This window comes from Dehalobacter sp. DCM (genome assembly GCF_024972775.1).
In the GTDB taxonomy this organism is placed as follows: domain Bacteria; phylum Bacillota; class Desulfitobacteriia; order Desulfitobacteriales; family Syntrophobotulaceae; genus Dehalobacter.
Genome location: NZ_CP092282.1, coordinates 4,234,518 through 4,254,662 on the forward strand (window position 1 = coordinate 4,234,518; position 20,145 = coordinate 4,254,662).

General features: G+C 43.0%; 19 protein-coding genes. 7 read left to right on the top strand and 12 right to left on the bottom strand.

The window, feature by feature from the left end:
• Positions 1–37: 37 nt before the first annotated feature.
• From LPY66_RS19775 to LPY66_RS19790, 4 genes are all read left to right on the top strand, one after another.
• The gene (locus tag LPY66_RS19775) at positions 38–850 is read left to right on the top strand and encodes an ABC transporter permease (protein WP_337985956.1); all 813 of its coding nucleotides are present in this window, start codon (positions 38–40) and stop codon (positions 848–850) included.
• Positions 851–970: 120 nt separating this feature from the next.
• The gene (locus LPY66_RS19780; RefSeq protein WP_337985957.1) at positions 971–2,014 is read left to right on the top strand and encodes an ABC transporter ATP-binding protein; all 1,044 of its coding nucleotides are present in this window, start codon (positions 971–973) and stop codon (positions 2,012–2,014) included.
• An 82-nt stretch (positions 2,015–2,096) separates the two neighbouring features.
• Entirely contained in the window at positions 2,097–2,561 is a 465-nt protein-coding gene (locus tag LPY66_RS19785) for a helix-turn-helix domain-containing protein (RefSeq protein WP_337984879.1), read from the top strand.
• Entirely contained in the window at positions 2,542–3,231 is a 690-nt protein-coding gene (locus LPY66_RS19790) for an IS630 family transposase (protein WP_337984878.1), read from the top strand. The genes LPY66_RS19785 and LPY66_RS19790 overlap by 20 nt, the downstream gene beginning before the upstream one ends.
• Positions 3,232–3,615: 384 nt before the next feature.
• Here LPY66_RS19790 and LPY66_RS19795 read toward each other — a convergent pair whose 3' ends face one another.
• From LPY66_RS19795 to modA, 3 genes are all read right to left on the bottom strand, one after another.
• Entirely contained in the window at positions 3,616–4,305 is a 690-nt protein-coding gene (locus LPY66_RS19795) for an ATP-binding cassette domain-containing protein (RefSeq protein WP_337985958.1), read from the bottom strand.
• Positions 4,306–4,311: 6 nt separating this feature from the next.
• Entirely contained in the window at positions 4,312–5,007 is a 696-nt protein-coding gene (modB, locus tag LPY66_RS19800; protein WP_337985959.1) for a molybdate ABC transporter permease subunit, read from the bottom strand.
• Between the two features lie 112 nt (positions 5,008–5,119).
• Positions 5,120–5,929, bottom strand: coding sequence for a molybdate ABC transporter substrate-binding protein (modA, locus tag LPY66_RS19805; RefSeq protein WP_337985960.1), 810 nt, complete (start codon positions 5,927–5,929; stop codon positions 5,120–5,122).
• A 296-nt stretch (positions 5,930–6,225) separates the two neighbouring features.
• Here modA and LPY66_RS19810 point away from each other — a divergent pair, with 296 nt between their 5' ends.
• Positions 6,226–7,194: a helix-turn-helix transcriptional regulator gene (locus LPY66_RS19810; RefSeq protein ID WP_337985961.1), complete on the top strand. Its 969-nt coding sequence runs from the start codon at positions 6,226–6,228 to the stop codon at positions 7,192–7,194.
• A 149-nt stretch (positions 7,195–7,343) separates the two neighbouring features.
• On the opposite strand, the gene LPY66_RS19815 is transcribed toward LPY66_RS19810, so the two are convergent.
• The 3 genes from LPY66_RS19815 to LPY66_RS19825 all read right to left on the bottom strand — a co-directional run bounded on the left by LPY66_RS19815 (position 7,344) and on the right by LPY66_RS19825 (position 10,789).
• Positions 7,344–8,813, bottom strand: a complete 1,470-nt coding sequence (locus LPY66_RS19815; protein WP_337985962.1) for a sensor histidine kinase — start codon at positions 8,811–8,813, stop codon at positions 7,344–7,346.
• Positions 8,810–9,448, bottom strand: a complete 639-nt coding sequence (locus LPY66_RS19820; RefSeq protein WP_443112507.1) for a response regulator transcription factor — start codon at positions 9,446–9,448, stop codon at positions 8,810–8,812. The genes LPY66_RS19815 and LPY66_RS19820 overlap by 4 nt, the downstream gene beginning before the upstream one ends.
• 141 nt (positions 9,449–9,589) lie before the next feature.
• A complete protein-coding gene (locus LPY66_RS19825) occupies positions 9,590–10,789 on the bottom strand; it encodes a GGDEF domain-containing protein (RefSeq protein WP_337985964.1) in 1,200 nt (399 codons plus the stop codon).
• Positions 10,790–10,964: 175 nt separating this feature from the next.
• On the opposite strand from LPY66_RS19825, the gene LPY66_RS19830 reads away from it, so the two are divergent.
• Positions 10,965–12,146 (top strand): pyridoxal phosphate-dependent aminotransferase, encoded by a 1,182-nt coding sequence (locus tag LPY66_RS19830; protein WP_337985965.1) that lies wholly within the window; start codon positions 10,965–10,967, stop codon positions 12,144–12,146.
• A gap of 143 nt (positions 12,147–12,289) precedes the next feature.
• Here LPY66_RS19830 and LPY66_RS19835 read toward each other — a convergent pair whose 3' ends face one another.
• Positions 12,290–13,417, bottom strand: a complete 1,128-nt coding sequence (locus LPY66_RS19835) for a S1C family serine protease (RefSeq protein WP_337988145.1) — start codon at positions 13,415–13,417, stop codon at positions 12,290–12,292.
• Between the two features lie 394 nt (positions 13,418–13,811).
• On the opposite strand from LPY66_RS19835, the gene LPY66_RS19840 reads away from it, so the two are divergent.
• Positions 13,812–14,144 carry a L,D-transpeptidase gene (locus LPY66_RS19840; protein ID WP_337985966.1) on the top strand — a complete coding sequence of 111 codons (333 nt, stop codon included), beginning with the start codon at positions 13,812–13,814 and terminating at the stop codon, positions 14,142–14,144.
• A gap of 5 nt (positions 14,145–14,149) precedes the next feature.
• Here the strand turns inward: LPY66_RS19840 and LPY66_RS19845 are convergent, their stop codons facing one another.
• The 5 genes from LPY66_RS19845 to LPY66_RS19865 form a co-directional block, all read right to left on the bottom strand.
• Positions 14,150–14,905: an energy-coupling factor ABC transporter ATP-binding protein gene (locus LPY66_RS19845; protein WP_337985967.1), complete on the bottom strand. Its 756-nt coding sequence runs from the start codon at positions 14,903–14,905 to the stop codon at positions 14,150–14,152.
• A gap of 30 nt (positions 14,906–14,935) precedes the next feature.
• A complete protein-coding gene (cbiQ, locus tag LPY66_RS19850) occupies positions 14,936–15,733 on the bottom strand; it encodes a cobalt ECF transporter T component CbiQ (RefSeq protein ID WP_337985968.1) in 798 nt (265 codons plus the stop codon).
• 523 nt (positions 15,734–16,256) lie between these two features.
• Positions 16,257–17,294 carry a bifunctional glycosyltransferase family 2/GtrA family protein gene (locus tag LPY66_RS19855; protein WP_337985969.1) on the bottom strand — a complete coding sequence of 346 codons (1,038 nt, stop codon included), beginning with the start codon at positions 17,292–17,294 and terminating at the stop codon, positions 16,257–16,259.
• 289 nt (positions 17,295–17,583) lie between these two features.
• The gene (locus LPY66_RS19860; RefSeq protein WP_337985970.1) at positions 17,584–19,086 is read right to left on the bottom strand and encodes a DUF3369 domain-containing protein; all 1,503 of its coding nucleotides are present in this window, start codon (positions 19,084–19,086) and stop codon (positions 17,584–17,586) included.
• A complete protein-coding gene (locus LPY66_RS19865) occupies positions 19,070–20,068 on the bottom strand; it encodes a sensor histidine kinase (RefSeq protein ID WP_337985971.1) in 999 nt (332 codons plus the stop codon). Before LPY66_RS19865 ends, LPY66_RS19860 begins: the two co-directional genes overlap by 17 nt.
• Between the last annotated feature and the right edge of the window lie 77 nt (positions 20,069–20,145).

Here is a 20,145-nt window from a genome sequence, read left to right on the forward strand (position 1 = left end):
AAGATGCCAAAACGATTTCATTACAAGGAATGAACATATGAACAACCGTAAGTATGTGTTGTCGAAAGTCATAATTTATAGTTTTGTTATCTCCATTCTTTTACCACTGGCGATTGTTGCACTATGGAGCTTTGTTGGGCGATGGTCGTGGCCGCATTTACTCCCGGAGACGATTTCGCTGCGGGGTATGGAAGAGCTTTTCGGCGGATATTCCAGCGCCCTAAAGACTCTGGGATCAAGTGTCCTCCTCTCCATTACCGTAGCGGTATTCGCTGTGATCATTGGGACAATGACAGCCCGGGCACTCGTCTTTTATGATTTTCCAGGAAAGTCAATCATCCAGTTCGGTACCATCCTGCCAATCATTATACCCAGTATCGTCTTTGCGATGGGAACCCATGTGTTGTTTATTAAAATGGGTCTCGCGGATTCGGTGCCCGGGGTGATTATTGTCCATTTGATTTGCGCTCTGCCCTACTCTATTAAAATAATGACAGATATTACAGCTGCTTTCGGCCAAAGGTTGGAGGAGCAAGCAGCTGTATTGGGGGCAGCACCTTCGCAAATAATGACTGCCGTCACGCTGCCGGCCTTAACACCCGGTTTGGTATCATCAGCCTGTATGGCTTACATTATCTCTTACAGCCAATATTTTCTGACTCTGCTTATCGGCGGAGGCAATGTCAAAACGTTTTCTTTGATCATGGTTCCGTATCTGCAGAACGGTGACCGTACTATTGCCTCAGCCTACAGTATGATCTATGTTATTTCAACTTTACTTGTATTTGTCATCTTTGAACTTGCAGTCAAACGCTTCAGCAATGATGAAAGCGGCTACTTTTTTGCTTGATACGGCATGGGATATGCTGTATGTTAACATTCAACCCCCATAGCTCGGTCTGCATGTCACACTTTCGGCGGCAAGCGGAGTAGGATTTTATAGCATATTACTAGTAGGAGTGTTTTTGCTTTGTCTTTAAAATTAGTCGATATCTCTGTTACACTCAGCGCGAAACCAATTATTAAAAAACTTAATCTGGAAGTAAGTCAAGGAGAACTGATCTCACTCCTGGGACCCTCCGGCTGCGGAAAAAGCACCTTGCTTAAAACAATAGCCGGCCTCTTGCCGCAGCAGGAGGGCGATATTGTAATCCGCGGGGAAATAGTTAATAGCGTTTCAGCCGACAAGCGCGGTGCGGTTATTGTCTTTCAGGATTTGCGTTTGTTCCCGAATATGACGATAGAAGAAAACATTGCTTTTCCTTTAAAACTCCAGGGAATAGATAAAGCAAAACGGTTGGCCAAAGCAAAATCGCTGCTGAAAAGTGTTCAATTAGAAGGATATGAAAAACGAAGAACAAATGAAATGTCAGGCGGCCAGCTTCAGCGCGTCGCTCTGGCCAGGGCACTGGCAGCGAATCCACGAATTCTGCTTCTGGACGAGCCCTTTTCCAGCTTGGATGAGAGCCTTCGCCAGGATATGCGCCGTCTTGTCCTGGACTTGCATAGAGACTACGGTACTACAACAATATTAGTAACGCATGACCAACAGGAAGCATTGATGCTCTCCGACAGGATTGCCGTTATGCTACAGGGCCAAATTATTCAGTATGATACACCCCAGATGATTTATAACCACCCGGCTAACATTGCTGTCGCCGATTATTTTGGCGGCGGCAATTACATTGAGGGGACCGTGCGGAACAATCACTTTTCTAACCGCAGAATAACCTTTACGATTAATGTGCCGGACGGTGACTACACGGCCTTATTTCGTTCCTCAGCACTTGCTTTGTCCAATGAAAACAATGATTACGAGATTACCGAAATAAACTATTGGGGTGACCGTTGGGATATTACCGTTAAAGGGCAAGACGGGGTTTTTATCATATCCGAAGCGGCCGATTACCGGCGTCAAACAGGAGATAAAATCGGACTAGACTGGAATATTGATAAAGTAATTATGCTGCCATCCGCTTGTCGCCAGAACTACGAGACACAGACCTCCATATAAGCCATGGTACTAGTGTTTTGTTAAATCTAAAAGTTGCATAAAATATTTTCTGAGGTATACTGTTATTGAGGGAGGTGGCAGTATGCCTAAGAAAAGATACAGTATCGTTTTGACTGATCAAGAACGGCAGCAATTAATGAAAACCATTAAATGTGGCGCTTCTCCTGCTAAGGCTATTCTTCGCGCTAATATCATTTTGCTTCTGGATGAATCCACCGATAAACATATGAGTGTCCACGAGATTGCCGATGTATTGAATACTTCTCCTACTACAGTAATAAAAGTCAAAAAAGCTTTCTGTGAAAAAGGGGCCGGCGACACTATCAGTCGTAAAAAGAGGTCTAAACCACCGGTAGAAGCCAAAATTACAGGTGATGTAGAAGCGAAGATTATCGCCCTCAGCTGCGGTGAACCACCAGCCGGTTTTTCCCGCTGGACTTTGAGGTTACTGGCTGATAAGAGTGTTGAACTTGATATTATTGATCAGATTAGTTATGTCAGCGTGGGCAGTATTTTAAAAAAACGAATTGAAACCACATCTCCGTAAATGTTGGTGTATCCCTAAAAATGGCAGTGCGGCGTTTGTCGCTAATATGGAAGATGTACTCGATGTTTATCAGCGTGGCTATGATCCAGCTATTCCTGTGGTTTGCATGGATGAAAAACCGTATCAGTTACTTGGAGAAATAAGAGATCCTATACCGGCTAGCCCTGGTTCCGTTGAAAAGTTTGATTCTGAATACCAAAGGAATGGAACATGCAGCATCTTTCTGTTTACTGAGCCATTGGGCGGGTGGAGACATGTCTTCGCCAGAGAACACCGGAAGAAAAATGATTGGGCGACTGAAATCAAAAAAATGCTGACTGTTTATTATCCAGATGCTGAAAAGGTCTGTCTGGTGGCAGACAACTTGAACACTCACAGAATATCTTCGCTTTATGAAGCATTTCCGGCAGAGGAGGCTCATACTTTAGCTAAAAGATTGGAGATCCATTACACTCCTAAGCATGGCAGCTGGCTCAATATTGCAGAAATAGAATTATCCGCGTTGACTAAACAGTGTCTTAACAGGAGAATCAATGCTTTGGATATACTGAATGATCAATTGTTATTCTGGGAGATCGATCGTAACGATAAACAAAAAGGTGTTGACTGGCAGTTTACTACTGAAGATGCACGAGTGAAACTGCGGCACCTGTACCCGAAGATATTATAGTTTTAGATTTAACACTGTACTAGTATTATGATCTTTCAATAATTAGACAAATATATTCTTTTAGGGTCCGGTCCGCGCACCACATTCCGCTTTCGGCTCTTGCGCCATCCGTGAATTTGCGTTAAGGAAGTTAAAATTCTTTTGCCCTCCCTGGCGAATTTTAACTTAGGTCCATCCATGGACCGTTGCGCTCCGCAATCCTACTCCGCTTGCCGCCGGAAATGTGGTACGCAGACCGAGCTATGGGGGTTGAATGTCCAGTTATTTAGCGAACGTTGTACTAGGTAAAAGAAAGACCGATGCAACTCAACGAATTCATGGTGATCGTTAAGTTACAACGGTCCTTTTTTATAGAATGATCATACATTCAACTATTAATTCTTACTAAGCCTGGTTAACAGCTGCCATCTTTATGTCTGATACTTGTGATTTCTTCAGCATGCTCAGCTTACCGCTATCAATACGGATAATTTGATCCCCCAGCAACTCAGCTTCAGCAGGATCGTGGGTGACCATCACAAATGGAATATCCCATTGTCTCTGTATCTTTTTTAATTCAAGTTGTAATTCGCTTCTTGTTTCCGGATCAAGCGCGGATAACGGCTCGTCAAGGAGCATGATCTCCGGTTCAGTCATCAACGCTCTGGCCAGCGCCACCCGTTGTTTCTCACCCCCGGATATGTGTTGGGGATGGCGGTCCTTCAAATGCAGTATGCCCAACAACCGCATCATTTCCTCAGCCGCGTATGGGGAGACATGGCGTTTTTGTTTGCTAACGCCATACGTTATATTCTTCTTAACCGTCATATGCGGAAAAAGAGCGTATTCCTGAAAAACATAGCCTACTTTACGTTCTTTCGTCGCCAAATTGATTTTTTTATCCGACGCATAGACTGTCCTATCGCCGATTTGAATCAGTCCCTCTGACGGGCTTTTCAGTCCTGCCAGGCACTTGAGAATCGTCGTTTTTCCCGCTCCGGAAGGACCTACCAACACCAGGATCTCATTGCCGGCTTGAATTTTTGCTTTCAGTTCAAAATGATGCAATTGCAGTGTAAAATCAGCCTTTAGCATACCTGCTCACTCCCTGCCTGCCGGATCATTGGTCATTCCTTGCTGCCGGCGTTTTGACCAACGGTTAAGTCCGAATATCACTAAAAAGCTAAATACGGTCATCATGATGACAAGGACCATGGCCGTTTGTGAGTCGCCGCCTTCATTGGCCATATAGATGGCAATGGGCATCGTCTGCGTCCTACCCGGAATATTTCCGGCAATCATCAATGTGGCTCCGAACTCGCCGAGCGAACGCGCAAATGAAAGGATAAAACCCGAAACAATTCCCGGCCAGGATAATGGCAGGGTTATTGTGAAAAATACGCGGAATTCATTGGAACCCAAGGTTCGGGCAGCATTTTCCAATGTTCGGTCCACACTTTCCATTGCAGCCTTGGCCGACTGATACATTAAAGGGAATGAAACAACCGCAGCGGCAATGACTGCACCGGAAAGACTGAAAACAACGCTGACATGAAAGAGATTTTCTAAGAGCTGCCCGAGTGGCCCATTCTTGCCAAAAAGCCACAACAGGATAAAACCAACGACGGAAGGCGGAAGGACTAATGGCATCGTGATAATCGCTTCCGCGATGTCCTTACCGGGGAAGTTTCGTCTGGCCATATGTCCTGCTACAGGAATTCCGATGAGAACGACGATGATTACTGCAGCAACGGCTACCTTGAGGGATAATATGACCGGCGTATAATCAAAATTCATGAGAATGGCTCCTGACTAAGTATATGCTAATATAACGCTATAAGAAATAATACTATTGAAACCTACCCTTAGTCAAGATTGGTTTATATTATGGGATATCGGTCTTGGTTTTTTACTTAAATCCATATGCCTTGAAGATCGTTTTTGCTTCGCTGCTGCTCAGGTAATCCAGAAAAGCTTTAGCCTCTGTTTGATTTTTTGATGCAGCAATCACGGCCCCGGGGTAGGTGATGGCGCTGTGACTTTCAGCCGGCGCCGTTGCTACTGTTTTGACTTTATCTGAGCTCATGGCATCGGAGGTATAAACGAAACCGGCATCAACATTGCCGCTCTCGACATACGTCAAAACCTGATTAACATCCTTAGCAAGCACCAATTTGGACTGAAGCTGGTCATAGAGGCCCATATGGGTTAATGATTCCTTGGCATACTTCCCTGCCGGTACACTCTCAGGCGTACCCATACCGATCTTCGAGGCTTTACTCAGATCCTCAAATCGGGTTATTGTCGTGTTATCCTTGCCAACGATCAAGACGAGATCATTGCCAAGTAGATCAAGCCGTGTACCGCTCACTAATAAATTACCGTCTTCGAGCGCATCCATCTGTTTCTTCCCAGCAGAAACAAATACATCCGCCGGAGCACCTTGTTCAATTTGTTGTTGCAGTGTCCCTGATGAAGCGAAGCTAAATGTCAGATCAATTCCGCTGTTTTTGCTTTCATAGTCCGTTTCAATTTCTGTCAAGGCACCTTTCAGGCTCGCCGCAGCCATAATAATGATTTCCTTTTTCTGACCCGAGTCCGAATTATTTGCTTGCGCGCCGCTTGGTGTTTTGCCGGAATTACTGCACCCACTCAGCACTAAACAAAGAATGAGCCCCACGGACAATAGGCTAAGAAGTCTTTTTGTTTGCGTTTTCATAATCTGTCTCCTCGATAATTATTTTTCTCACTTAAACCATCTTTAACAAATGTAAACTAATTATAACTCGCATCAATATTATACATCAGCAAATATTATCTTTCAATAAGCAATTTAACTCCATCTAACAATATCCAATATAAGCTTCACCCGCTTCAAAACTGTTAAATCTTAATCATAAATGACTACGGCTCACATAAATTGTGGTTCTAACTATTTCTCTGTAATTATCTTTTGAGTCAGGCTACGTCTTGTGGTATAATGAATGCAGCATGTTTATAGAAGAGGTGACTTGTTTGCCTAACAATACATCCTACACCCCCGAAGAAGTCGCTCATATTTTAAAAATATCTAAATATACCGTATATGAACTGATTAAGCGCGGTGAGCTCGCTGCCTACCGTGTCGGCCGTAAGGTTCGGGTAGAAGAGCCGGATATCGAGAGATATAAACAACGGAGTAAAGCAGCTTCAAGTCCATCCGATACCTACGCTTCTCAGGATCAAACATCCGCACTAACTATCGATCAACCGCTTGAACTGTCACGACCTTTAGCCAGGACTGAAGACAGTCTGGTTATCTGCGGCCAGGATGTCATGCTGGATATTCTTACCCGCCATTTGTTAAAACAGTATCCTAATCTTAAGTTTTTTAGAAATTATATGGGAAGCATTGACGGTTTACTGGCACTCTACCGGGGGGAAGCTAATCTGGCGACTGTCCATCTCTGGGACAGTGATACTGGTGACTATAATCTACCCTATATTCGGCGGCTTATGCCCGGTCATCAGACGGTCGTTATCAACTTAGCTTTTCGCATGGAAGGGTTTTACGTCCGCCGCGGCAACCCAAAGAAAATAATGACCTGGAAGGATCTCGCCAGGCCGGATATTCGTTTTATTAATCGGGAACGCGGATCAGGCGCCCGTGTTCTGCTCGATGAGAAGCTACGACTGGAAAGCATTCCGCACCACCTGATCAACGGCTACTTTGATGAAGAACATAGTCACATGGCCATAGCCAGCAAAGTCGCTCGGGGTGAGGCCGATGTTGGCTTGGGTATAGAAAAAGCTGCCTTACAGGTTCCCGAACTGGATTTTATCTCGCTGCATAAAGAAAGATACGATTTGGTCCTGCGCGAAGAAGACCTGAATAAACCTATTTTTCAAGCCCTGCTTACGACTATTCGGTCTCCCGAATATCGCAAAGAAGTCGAGGGGCTTGGCGGATATGATGTATCTCGGATGGGTGAGATAATGGAATAACACTGGTGATTTATTGGCCGTTAACAATGACGTAATCATTACGAAACCCGAAGAATTTCCAAGCGCTTGGAAATTCTTCGGGTTTCGTAATGATTTTATATATCGAAGATTATTTAATCACATTTTCCATTCATTTTTAAATAAACTATTTATTGTACCAGGTCAACCTCAAACCAAAATTCAACGCCGTTATCACTATTCTGTGCCCCATAAGCATTACCGTGCATTTCCTGTATAGCTCTGACAATCGACAGACCTAGCCCTGTCCCGCCGTAGGAACGCGTTCTGGCTTTATCCACTTTATAAAAGCTGGTCCATATCTTTTCTATGGCGTCCTCCGGAATTGGATTTCCGGAGTTAAATATGCTCACCCTGGCTTTCTGTCCATTTCTCACAACGTTCACTCGGAATTGTTTCTGCTGATCAACGTGGTTGATCGCATTAACAATATAGTTCACAAAAACTTGTTCGATCCGGTCTATATCTGCGTTTACAATGATATTGTCTTCTATTTCTTGTGTCAGCTGAATATTGTTTTCCTTTAGCAACAACGTGTTTTTCTTTAAAATAAACGCGATTAGCTCATTTAGGTTAAAATCGCTGCGGTCCAAGCGGGAATATCCGGCATCGATCTGGGATAAATCCAGTAATTGTTTGACAAGTTTATTCATTTTTGTGCTTTCATCGATGATCACATGGCAATAAAAGTCCTTGTCTTCTTCACTTTCATTGACATTGAGTTTCAGGCCTTCAGCATATCCCTGAATCAGGGCAATCGGCGTCTTCAGCTCATGAGAGACATTAGAAATAAACTCTTTCCGCATTTCGTCAATTTTTCTTTCTTTTTCGATATCGGCCATCAATTTCTCATTTGCCTGCCGAAGTTCTGTTATTGATTTCTCAAGCTGGGTAGAAAGTGAGTTAATACTTGAACCAAGTTCTCCTACTTCATCATAAGTTATTACCGGATACTTTTTGCTAAAGTCCAATTGAGACATGCCCATGGCAATATCTTTTAAGATAACAATGGGTTTAGTAAATCGACTGGAATAGATAAAAACAAAAATCAAACCTACGATCATAATAAACAAGCCTGTAAACAGCGAAAACTTATTGGCGATCGCCGCACTCTCCTGTATGGCCACAACCGGAGTGCTGAGAAAGATATAATCCCCATTGTTGAGCATCCCCACAAGGTTGATAAATTCCGAATTCAACCTGCGATCATTAGAACGCGTAATGACCGGTTGCCCATCCGACTGCACTTTTTCGAGAATCATACTGTCCGGTATATATAAGTATTCCGGTCGATGGTTGTCTGAACCATAGAAGATATCATCCTTTAAGGACGAGATGTACTTTATGCGCAACGAAGAATCCAGAATAGTCACATTTAAGTTTTCGGTCCGTTCATATTTCTCCAGACTCAAGAGGATGCCAAATGGCTCCCCCCCATAAAGACCATTGATTTCTTTATAATTCTCCTTAAGCGTGCTCTCTTTATTCAAATAATAATATCGGACTAAAAACTGGTCATTTAAAAACCAGGAAAGCAGAACATATAGAATCGTTAAACTGCCGATTGCTGCGAATAATTTAAGTTTGATCGATGATTTCATCGGATTACCTCAAACCGATACCCTAACCCCCTGACGGTCTGAATAAAGTCCCCTTTTGATCCCAATTTATACCGCAGTCGTTTAATGTGGGTATCTACTGTTCTGGCATCACCGTAATAATCATAATCCCACACCGAATTCAGGATCTGTTCCCTGGAAATTGCCAAGCTCTCGTTTTCAATCAAATATACCAGGAGTTCATATTCTTTGGGGCTTAACTCAATTCGCTCGCTGTCAACGCTGACGACTCGCCTGTTTTTATCGATTTCCAACCCATTAAAGTCCTTCGCTGCGGACTTGGTATCGCTTGTTCTTCTTAAGAGCGCCTGGACTCGGGCAACTAATATCATCGGACTGAATGGTTTTGTGATATATTCGTCCGCTCCGAGATCAAAGCCAAATAATTCATCCGACTCTTCAGAGCGTGCTGTTAACATGATGATCGGGACGCGTGCGGCATTTTTTCGGATCTCCCGGCACACGGTCCATCCATCCATCTCCGGCATCATAACATCTAAGATTGCCAGGCAAATATTCTTTTCTGAATGAAATATTTCTAAAGCCTTTTTGCCGTCTTCTGCCTCGATGACGTTGAAGCCCTCTTTTTTTAGAAAATCTGCTACCAGTTTTCGCATTCTTGCTTCATCATCTGCAATAAGTATATTTCCTGTCACCTTGATACCCCTCCTTACTCTATCATAGTGAGGCGATGTGTCCGTTTTGTGAAGAAACGATTAACTTTTCGTGTTTTTGTCTATACCCTTGACCGCAACGAATTATTTACCCGATGTCCGGATATGACTGACGGCATTTTTACCCCTCTTCTTGGATAAGTAAAGTCCGGCATCAGCAGCTTTGAGGAGTTCCTCGACAGTTGTCCCGTCTTCCGGGAAGGAAGCAAGTCCGATGGAAACGCTGATATTGGGTTCTTGATTGATCTTTGCCCGAAATCTTTCAGCAACAATCGACACATCAGCCAGGTTCGTATTGGGTAGGATGACAAGGAATTCATCGCCGCCATACCGCCCAAAGAAATCGATATCACGAATACTTTCTCTCGCGATCTTGGCGACTTGCTTTAGGTAAAAATCCCCGCTGATATGCCCTTTGGTATCATTGATTGCTTTAAAGTCATCAATATCAAACAGCATAATCGCGAATTCCTTGGTCTTTGGATTTTCAATCAAATCCTTGAAATAGGCGAGTATCCCTTTTTTATTCAGTGCATTAACCAATGGATCGCGCTGCGCAAGATTGAGAAGATGCTCATTATGCATTTCTATTTCGAATATTCTCTTCTTGACTTCGTAGTTGATTGTCTTGTTTACATCGGCGAGTTTTTTCTCCGCGGCTATTAATTTAGATAGATACTCTTCACGTACCATTTTAAACACAAATACGGAAAAGAGCAAAAATGCAGTGAGCTGACAAAATACACTAAAAAATCCGCCTTTTACTGGAAATGTATATTCTACGATCTGTCCCAGAGCAAGAAGTGATATTCCCCAGTCGATATGAGACGGTATTAACCGTATGGTTTTTCGTTGGAGAACTACCGTGCCAATACATAGAATAAGAACAATCCCCTCTAATAAGAGAGGCCGCGATAGATATACCTCATAATTCTTGAGATAGACAAAGCCTAAGAGAAGCATAAACGGATAGGCCAAGGATATGAGAACCGTTGATGTGATACTTTTCCACCGCCAAATCAGAAATACCATGAAGAACAACCCTAAACACACGGTGCCCATATGGCGGATAATTTGCAGCCGCAGGACGGAATCAGGATAAAAGATACTGATTAAAGCTAATATGAATACGCCAATAAAACTAAGGCCGAACGCCCTTGAAAAGCTGTTGTTTTCATTATTCATTGCAATAACAACAGAGGCAATCAGAAATGAGAAGCAAAGCATAAGAATCGCTGTGATTTGGTCACTGACATAGACGAAAAACATTGGCATCATTATCATTCCTATCGAGTAATATTCCTAAGGCAAGTATTATTCACTATTAATAATATCGAAATTTGCCAGCGAAAGATAGTGTCAAAGGGCTTTTGCGAACTAAGAATATGAGTTAAAATAATATTTATGGATTAAAATAGCAAAGTATTGGTAAATGAAATAGACAAAGGGGTAATAAGCAGTGTTTTCAACGAAAGTAACCCACAATTTGCAAAATTCATCCTGGATCCGGGCGATGTTTGAGGAAGGCGAACGGCTTGCTGAAATCCATGGCCGTGAAAATGTTTATGATTTCAGCCTGGGCAATCCGTTTTCCGAGCCGCCGGAGGAAGTTGCTGCAACGCTTAAGAAATATGTTTCCGGAGAAGTTCAAGGTATTCATAAATACATGAATAATGCGGGTTATCCGGATGTCAGAGAGAAAATTGCGACTGTATTGCAAACGGAGAGTCACATCGATCTCACCCATGATAATATTGTAATGACAGTAGGTGCCGCCGGCGGTTTGAATGTTGTCCTAAAAGCCTTACTGGATCCGGGTGATGAGGTCATTATTTTTGCACCCTATTTTGTGGAATACATCTTTTACACGGATAATCACGGCGGCAAAACCGTCGCTGTCCCTCCTGATCCGAAGACCTTAGAACCGGATTTGTCGGCTTTGGAGAATACTATCACGCCCCATACAAAAGCGATCATAATTAATACCCCCAATAACCCCTCCGGTGTTGTTTATACTGAAGAAATGCTTTGGGCTATCAAAAAGATACTCACTGATAAGGAAAAGTTGTTTGGAACAACGATTTATGTTATTTCCGACCAACCCTATGACCGGATCGTATACGACGGGACACGCGTACCCAGTATTTTGGCCATCTTTGAAAACAGTATCCTCGTTAATTCCTTCAGTAAATCCCTTGGCCTTGCCGGAGAACGGATCGGCTATATTGCTACCAGCAGCCGGATTGAGGATGTTGATACGTTGAATAACGCCTTGGCATTTTGTAACAGGACCTTGGGCTTTGTTAACGCGCCGGGATTATTCCAGAAAGTGGTCGGCGAGAATCTGAATGTAAAAACAGCTACAGACGATTACCAAAAGAAAAGAGATTACCTATACCATCATTTGACCCGTCTGGGATTTGAATGCGTAAAACCACAAGGAGCGTTCTACCTTTTTCCTAAAACTCTGATCCCGGATGATATCGCTTTTATCAAGAGCGCAGTAAAATATAATCTCTTGTTGGTTCCAGGTACCGGATTTGGCTGCCCCGGCCACACCCGTATTTCATATTGCGTGAGTATGGATACCATCGTCAATTCCATTCCGGCCTTTGAGAAACTGGCGGCAGAATATAAATAACACAATTGAAGCGAAGAGTAATAACAAAATAATATACTAACCAATAGTTTTTGAAAATAAGTCAACCTCACATGGGTACAGGAACGAGGCCGTATCCCCAGTGAGGTTTTATTTTATCGCGAAAGTACCCGTTGGCGTCTTGATTATGACTTCAACTCGGCCAGTGTTACCTTCACGTCCTTAGTCGTATCGTCGCGGTAATAGGTTACTGTGACAACATCACCGACGTTATGCTTAAATAACTCGTGACTCAGTTCCAGTGAACTGGAAACTGCGGTGCCATCGATTTTGGTGATGATATCGCCTTCACGGATTCCGGCTTTATAGGCAGGTCCGTTGACAGAAACAGCGTTAATATAGGCTCCCTCAGGCCATCCCTGCTGAGAAGCATATTCAGCCGTATAGCGATCATCAATCGAAACCAATATCCCGGGGTGAACAGCATATCCTTTGTCAATGAGCTGTTGAATCGTCGGGATTGCGTCCGATATTGGAATTGCAAAGCCCATTCCTTCATACCCTGTCTCCGAGTTTTTCGCGGCATTGATACCGATTACCTTCCCTGAATAATCGACCAGCGGTCCGCCGCTATTACCTGGATTGATCGCCGCATCCGTTTGAATCAAGTTAAAACTGGATTCACCTTGAAGCTCCAGATAACGGTTTGTTGCCGAAATAACTCCCGCAGTCACTGAGCGTGCAAAATCCTCTCCTCCCGGATTGCCGATGGCCACGACGGGTTGTCCTACCTGCAGTGTGGTTGAGTCGCCAAGTGCCACATCCGTCAAGTTATCCGCGGTTATTTTTACTACCGCCAGATCTGTACGTTCATCCGTTCCGACGATCTCACCCGTGACTTCGCGTCCGTCCGCGAGGCTAACTACAATTTTCTCCGCGCCGGCGACGACATGATTATTCGTCACCACCAGCCCTTTATCGGCATCAATAATAAAACCGGAGCCGCTTGCCGCTTCCGCGAGTTCCCCTTTCGTCCCAAATCGATAACCATACGCACTGTATTGGAAATTAACGATACCGACGACTGCCGGTCCGACGGTTTTAGAAATGGCAACCACCGGATAGGAATATGTATCTGTTGTTAACCCGGTTGTATTCACGGTGGATGTTGTGGTTATAGCGTTTTGATCAGCTGTCGTCGTATATTGCCCCGATTGAATGCGTGTGATCTCCGGGTAAAAAAACGGCACAAGCGCCAACGAAGCAGTTCCGCCCAAGAGCGCGCTGATTATGGCAACAATCGCAATGATCATTGTCCCCGGTCGGTTCCTTCTTGTTTTATCTGCTGCGTTCTCAGCAGCCGGTGTATCTCCGCTGTCGTAATTACTGACGCGATCCCATGTATTATGACTGTCTTGCCTATCTGCCGCATGCTGGTTAGCTATAGCGTTTATATTTTCCGTATTGCAGCTATCATTATCACTAACATCGACGCGGTTGTGTAAATAGTCGTTCTCCATTTGTGTTCCCACCTTCAACAATATTCACCGTATCCAATGCTTTTAATCTTACTTTAGGCTCATGATCCTATTTTAAACAGCATGTATGACAATTTTGTGAACATTTGTTTACAAGATAATGAAAAAAACATGAAATTCCATAAACAAACAAACCAAACCCAGCGTAGGATAAGATGAGGTGATCATAATGTATACCATCGTTATTTCACTGCAAAAACATCAGCTCTATCTGTATAAAGACAACCGACAGATCAGGACTTATCCCGTAGCGGTCGGGAAACCCGCCACACCAACCCCAAAAGGATCGTTTAAAATAATAAATAAAGCACCAAATCCCGGTGGTGTCTTTGGTGCCATGTGGCTTGGCTTAAGCATCAGCGGTTACGGTATTCACGGCACCAATAATCCGCAATCTATCGGCCGCTCAGTATCTAACGGATGTATCCGGATGGCTAACAAGGATGTCCTGGAACTTGCCGGCATGATTCCTATCGGCACACCGGTGACGATCCGGGCATAATGCCTTTATCTACCTGAGCCGCATTTGGGGCATTTCTGTAACGAGAGCGGCATCTCCAGCCCGCACTGATCGAGCAGTTCTGCGTCAGCAAGAATTTCATCTGTTTTGCCATCGGCAGCAACTTGTCCATCTCTGAGCACAATGACACGGTCGCTGATTTCCAGTATCATATCCAAATCATGGCTCGTAATCAATTTGGTATGTTCGAAACTTTTAAGCAAACTCATTACTCTGCGTCGGGCTTTCGGATCAAGAGAAGCCGTCGGTTCATCCATAATTAAAATATCCGGCTGCATCGAAAGTACCGATGCTATCGCCGCAGAACGTTTTTCGCCGCCGGAAAGCTTAAAAGGCGGGCGGTCTTTTAGATGGGTGATCCCCACCATTTCCATTGCTTGCGTTACCCTGTTTTCAACTTCTTTCTCGTCAAAACCGTAATTACGCGGCCCGAAGGCAACATCGTCATAAACGGTCGGCATAAAAAGTTGATCATCCGGATCCTGAAAGACCATCCCCATTCTCTGTCGAATCAACGGAAGGGTCTTTTTCGTCACATGGATATCCCCAATCAATATCTCCCCGCTGGTTGGAAACAGGACTCCCATCAGAAGCATCAAGAGTGTTGATTTTCCTGCACCGTTTACCCCTACAATTCCGACCGATTCACCATGATGTATGGTAAAGGACATATCCTTGACAGCCCTGTTGCCGTCCGGATATACATAATTTACAGCGCGTGTTTCCAGTTTATGATGACTCATCGTATAAATCACTCCATGCTAATATATGACTCAATTAAACAGTGATCCCATTAAAAGCGGCAAATTATATATCCTGGCCACTAGAAAAAAGCATATCCAGCCGGCTAAAAAATAGAAATCCTTTGCTTTGAATTTGGGATCCTCTCCCGTATGATATTCTCCTGTAAATCCCCTTACGCACATTGCCTGGTAGATTCTCTCTGCCCGGTCCAGAGTACGGATCAGCAATTGGCCGACAAGGGGTCCCCATACATTGCGCTGAATACCTTTCTGTCCTGGAGCCCTTAACTTATAGGCCCTGACGGTTCTAGCCACTTCCTCAATCAACACGGTGATATAGCGGTAAGTCAGCAATAACTGCATGACAAAGAGCCTCGGAACCTTCAGCATACGCAACCCGGCGGCAAGTTTGTTCATTCCCGTCGTAGATATCAAAATCAACGCGGCGGTCACCGTAAACAGGCTTTTGAGAAGGATAGAGGCAAATGTTACCCAACCCCGTGATATCGCCAAATCGCCAAACATAATTACCTGCGAGTCGAAGAGCGGATTTAATATACCAATACCGATGATCAGTGGTTCAATGATCAGCAAACGCAGCAACACCTGTTTTATCGGCAGTTCTGCGAGCATGAATATCACCACAGGGTACAAAGCAAGAGGAAAAAGCGCTATGATGTCGTAGCGGCTATAGGACACGACAATGATAAGATAAACTAACGTTGTCACTATCTTTGTCAGTGGATGCAGCCGATGGACAAATGTATCCTTTCGGGACAATTCATCCAGGAGCCGCATATTGTATAGCGCATTTGTAAAGTCAGCCATTCTGATTTCTCACTTCCAGCCGGTTTTATGCATCGCCATGCTGCGCAAAACATTTATAATAAACAAAAAGCGGGAACATACTTCGGGTATGGTTCCCCGCCGAGGTGATTATCATACTGTCGCTTTGCTTCCCCTTCTTTTAATAAAACGAACGATGCTTTTTTTTAAGGCATTCAATTTCTATTCATATCGCTTTCTTCTTTGTCACATCTATAGAACGGATAATAATGATGCTATAAATAATTAGTTACTTTGATACTTAAAATACTTTAGCAAAATAAAGCACCTTACAGTATTTATTATAAAATAGATATCATTTATTTTACAATCCTGGTGGGGGGGATCTTTCCAGAGGCAAAAGAATAAAAAAACGTTTGAACTTACAAATGTTTTTTTAGTAATTGAATATTAATTATTCAATTATTATTCAATTCTATTTTACGTATGTAACAAATACACGGAAAGTTGGAATCGATGTATTTGTTATCCAGACGACTTCCCCTGAGGGATTCAATGTCAATGACTAATGACTGGAGATCTTCCGGTCACTTCTAAATACAAAATTACGCTGACACCAATAACTAAAAATAAAAAGTGTAACTTCGGTCATGATTTTAGCGAAAAATAAGGGGACGCCAATAAGAATATTTAAGCTGTATAGAAGTCCGTAATTGCACGACATAATCACAGCGACAAGGGAAAAATACTTTAATGCAGAAAGCTGAACTTCATGCTTTCTGCCCCGGGCAAATACAAAATTGCTGTTAAGGGTGTAATTCACAATAGAACTGCATACCCTGGCAGCGATGACGGAAAACAGAAGGTTAGATGTGATGGTCTGCAAAAGAAGGAGCAATGCAAAATCCATTACGCCAGCGATCAGGGATGAAGCGCAAAACTTGAAAATCGGAACATAAACTCGAATCGAATCCGAAAATGTTCGAAAGTGTGTAGAATGATTTTTTACCTCATAGACCGTGCTGATATAAACTTCGTAAAATGAAAACCCGGCTGATTTAGCTTCAAGCAGAATATTCATCTCGTATTCAAATCGCTTTCCCGGAATCCCGCATAACCATTCCAGCATATCGGACGAATAACCGCGAAGTCCCGTCTGGGTATCCGATAAATTTGAGCCGGCAGAAATCGAAAAAACCGTCCGTGTCACCGTATTGCCAAAGCGGCTGCGCAGCGGTACTTTCCCTGTAAACTTTCGTGATCCAAGTATGATATGACCTTTTCTATCCCGGGTAATCCTGGCGACCCGCATGATATCTCTGGCCAGGTGCTGTCCGTCACTGTCAGCACAGACCACACCATCAGCCTCACCTATCTGCAAAAGATACTGGAATCCCGTTTTTAAGGCCGCACCTTTCCCTTGATTTGTCTCGTGCCGGAGAACAACGCACCCTTGCTCTTCGGCCATTAGAAAAATATGCTTATATTTTTTCCCGCTCCCGTCATCCACAATAACCAATTGGAAGCTGCCTTTGCTTTCTATTTCTTTAATTAATTGTATCAGTCTTAAATCGGGTTCATATGCCGGTATAAGTATCGTCATGTGGCGTACCCCCAAAAATTCTCATTTTTATTCATTGACCTTACATTATCCTATAGTGTATTGTACCGGCTCATTATGGCAGGATTGTGAAGTTTGGATTACGGTTTAATGAAATATTGATGAGATAACAATGAGAATATCTCGATAATAATAGACTGGCAATATCCATGCTTATACTTCAACTTTTTGAAGATTTTATGGCATTCGGTTGAAAAACGTATATCATAAAAAAAAGGGTTCTCAAGGTGTAGCTTCCTTCAAGAACCCGTCCTAATATCTTTGTAGCCCTTTATTCAAACGTATGTGCAACATCCATAACCATTTGAGGAAATTCCGATAGCCTTGCAACAAATTTTCCAACAACATCCTCATCAAATTGCGTTCCCGCCCCTTGAATCAGCTGGGATTTGGCCTCTTCAAACTTCAACTTGGAACGATACCGACGGTCAGAAATCATCGCATCAAACGCATCCGCTACCGAGATGATTCTGGCCATAAATGGAATTTCATCCCGCTTTAATCCTTCCGGATAACCTTTCCCGTCAACGCGTTCATGATGGCATTTAACAATCGGAACAACTTCCTTAAACATGGACACAGCCGATAAAATTCGTGCGCCTTTTAGCGGATGCTTTTTAATCTCATCATATTCTTTTTCATTCAATTTCTGGGATTTAAACAGAATATCGTCTGATGTGCCAATTTTCCCAACATCATGGAAAATACCGCTCACCCTAAGCAACTCAAGCTCTTCTTTAGATAGATTGAATGCTTCACCAATTTTTACAGCGAAATACGCTACGCGATCGGAGTGACCGCGGGTATAGATATCCTTGGCATCGACGACCAACCGTAATGCTTCAACCGTATCCATGTAAGTTTCTCTTAACTGGTCATAGGTCCGATTAAGCTCATCATTTTTGATATTAACTAACGAATGGAGGAACGCATTATTGATTGAGGATGCTGCTTGGCTGGAATAGATTTCGAGCAGCTTAGATCCCTCTTCCAAATCATCGCCTTCGACGTAAATAATCCCAATATCCTGCTGGAATTCGTTGATCAGCGGAATAATAATACTTTTCTCCAGCTTAAGGACTTTGTTGTTGATCCTTGCATTACCGATTGCTTCCATCAGCTCCGGATCAAGCATATCCATCAAGTCGCCAACTTTTTTCTTGTATTTGCCGATCCCTTTAAAAATACTGGTATTGCCAGAGCTAATATTCGTGATATCATCAATCAGAATAAATGCATTCTTGCTGTCAACAAGAGGCAATATCTCCGTAAGAATGTCCTCCAGAATATTATCTATCGGCTGCAGCTGGTATATCTTAGGGACAGCCTGGAGGATTTTGTTCAACCCTTCCTGAAACTTCTTGATCGTCCTCATCTGCGATATCGATTTGATGCCGGATTCGACGAGCAGTAACAGTTGGTCAAAGCGGTCTCCTTTTTCACAATATCCCTGAATATCCAGAGCTTTAATGGTCTCCAGCGGCGGCGCGAGGTCTTTATGACCTGTAAGCAGGAGAATATATAACTCCCGGTTAAATTCTCTTATTCGTTCAACAACGGCATCGCCATGAATCGGGTACATTAAATAATCCAAAATCAGAAGGTCATAATTTTCATTGCGAATTTTTTCGATTGCAGCCAAAGGGTCAGTTACGCCAGTAAATTGATAGCCGCTTCTTTTAAGAACAACAGACAATGAATCGATAATGCCCTGTTCATCGTCAACTATTAAGATGTTGTAGTCTAAATTAACCCGTTTAGACGACCGCCTCATAGTCAGCCTCCTGTGTTACTGCATTGATATAAGGTATAGTGATGTAGAATGCTGTTCCAAATCCTTCTTTCGATATAAACCGCATATTTCCAGAGAATCTGCCTTTAATTGTAGAATACGACATATATAAGCCAAGTCCTGTTCCATTTTTGCCTTTTGTGGTAAACATTTCTTTAAAAAGTTTATTTTGCACTTCTGTGGGTATCCCCTTGCCATGATCGCTGATCATTATTTCCACATTACTATTATCTTTGGATATTCTGAGTCCGATCTTTCCGCTTTCTCCTTCATAGGATTGTATCGCATTGATAATGAGATTGTCTATAATTTGAATCATGCTGTTGATTTCGCCTTTTACTTCCGTGGTTAAATCTATATCGAACTCCGTCTCCAGGGTGCAATGATATTTCTTTAATTCGAGCTTCATTAATACATCGACTCTTTTAACTAGTTCCTGAAGCGTAAATTTCTCCGAACCGGAATAATTCATTTGGACAGCCTGTCCTTTTACCGCACTGATGATATCCGTCATATACGAACAGTATGGCTTCATTTTCTCCAGCCACTCCTGCATCTCTTTGGCAATCTCGTAATGGTCCTCCGGTGTAACGTTTTCATCTTCAACCGATTCAATATACTCATCGGTTAAATCTTTCAAAGCCTCAATCCCTCCGGCAATCGACATGATCGGTGTCTTTAGATTATGGGCAATACTTCCGATCATTTGCCCGAGTGATGCCATTCTTTCCTGCTCCAATAAAATTTCCTGGTTCCGTTTGATGATCTCGATATTTTTTTTGTGCTCGGTGATATCCTTGAACAAAATGATGGAGCCGATAAAATTATTGCCTGAGTAGATGGGGGTAATTTCGATATCGAAATACTTGTTAAAATTTCCACCAATCAGCTGTTCCTCATAGGCAATGCTTGATTTTTGTTCTTTGGCGAATGTCGTGTTCAATTCTAATTGTTTAATATTCATTTGGATACCCGAATTGGATATCAGCTCAATAAGATTCTGTTTTCTTTTAATATTTATTACATTAGAAAAAGTATTGA

Coding starts and splice junctions, on each gene's coding strand:
- modB (WP_337985959.1), bottom strand. CDS start 5,007: ATGAATTTTGATTATACGCCGGTCATATTATCCCTCAAGGTAGCCGTT.
- LPY66_RS19775 (WP_337985956.1), top strand. CDS start 38: ATGAACAACCGTAAGTATGTGTTGTCGAAAGTCATAATTTATAGTTTT.
- LPY66_RS19860 (WP_337985970.1), bottom strand. CDS start 19,086: ATGAGGCGGTCGTCTAAACGGGTTAATTTAGACTACAACATCTTAATA.
- LPY66_RS19795 (WP_337985958.1), bottom strand. CDS start 4,305: ATGCTAAAGGCTGATTTTACACTGCAATTGCATCATTTTGAACTGAAA.
- LPY66_RS19820 (WP_443112507.1), bottom strand. CDS start 9,448: ATGCGAAAACTGGTAGCAGATTTTCTAAAAAAAGAGGGCTTCAACGTC.
- modA (WP_337985960.1), bottom strand. CDS start 5,929: ATGAAAACGCAAACAAAAAGACTTCTTAGCCTATTGTCCGTGGGGCTC.
- LPY66_RS19845 (WP_337985967.1), bottom strand. CDS start 14,905: ATGAGTCATCATAAACTGGAAACACGCGCTGTAAATTATGTATATCCG.
- LPY66_RS19840 (WP_337985966.1), top strand. CDS start 13,812: ATGTATACCATCGTTATTTCACTGCAAAAACATCAGCTCTATCTGTAT.
- LPY66_RS19835 (WP_337988145.1), bottom strand. CDS start 13,417: ATGATCATTGCGATTGTTGCCATAATCAGCGCGCTCTTGGGCGGAACT.
- LPY66_RS19785 (WP_337984879.1), top strand. CDS start 2,097: ATGCCTAAGAAAAGATACAGTATCGTTTTGACTGATCAAGAACGGCAG.
- LPY66_RS19825 (WP_337985964.1), bottom strand. CDS start 10,789: ATGATAATGATGCCAATGTTTTTCGTCTATGTCAGTGACCAAATCACA.
- LPY66_RS19865 (WP_337985971.1), bottom strand. CDS start 20,068: ATGAATATTAAACAATTAGAATTGAACACGACATTCGCCAAAGAACAA.
- LPY66_RS19815 (WP_337985962.1), bottom strand. CDS start 8,813: ATGAAATCATCGATCAAACTTAAATTATTCGCAGCAATCGGCAGTTTA.
- cbiQ (WP_337985968.1), bottom strand. CDS start 15,733: ATGGCTGACTTTACAAATGCGCTATACAATATGCGGCTCCTGGATGAA.
- LPY66_RS19855 (WP_337985969.1), bottom strand. CDS start 17,294: ATGACGATACTTATACCGGCATATGAACCCGATTTAAGACTGATACAA.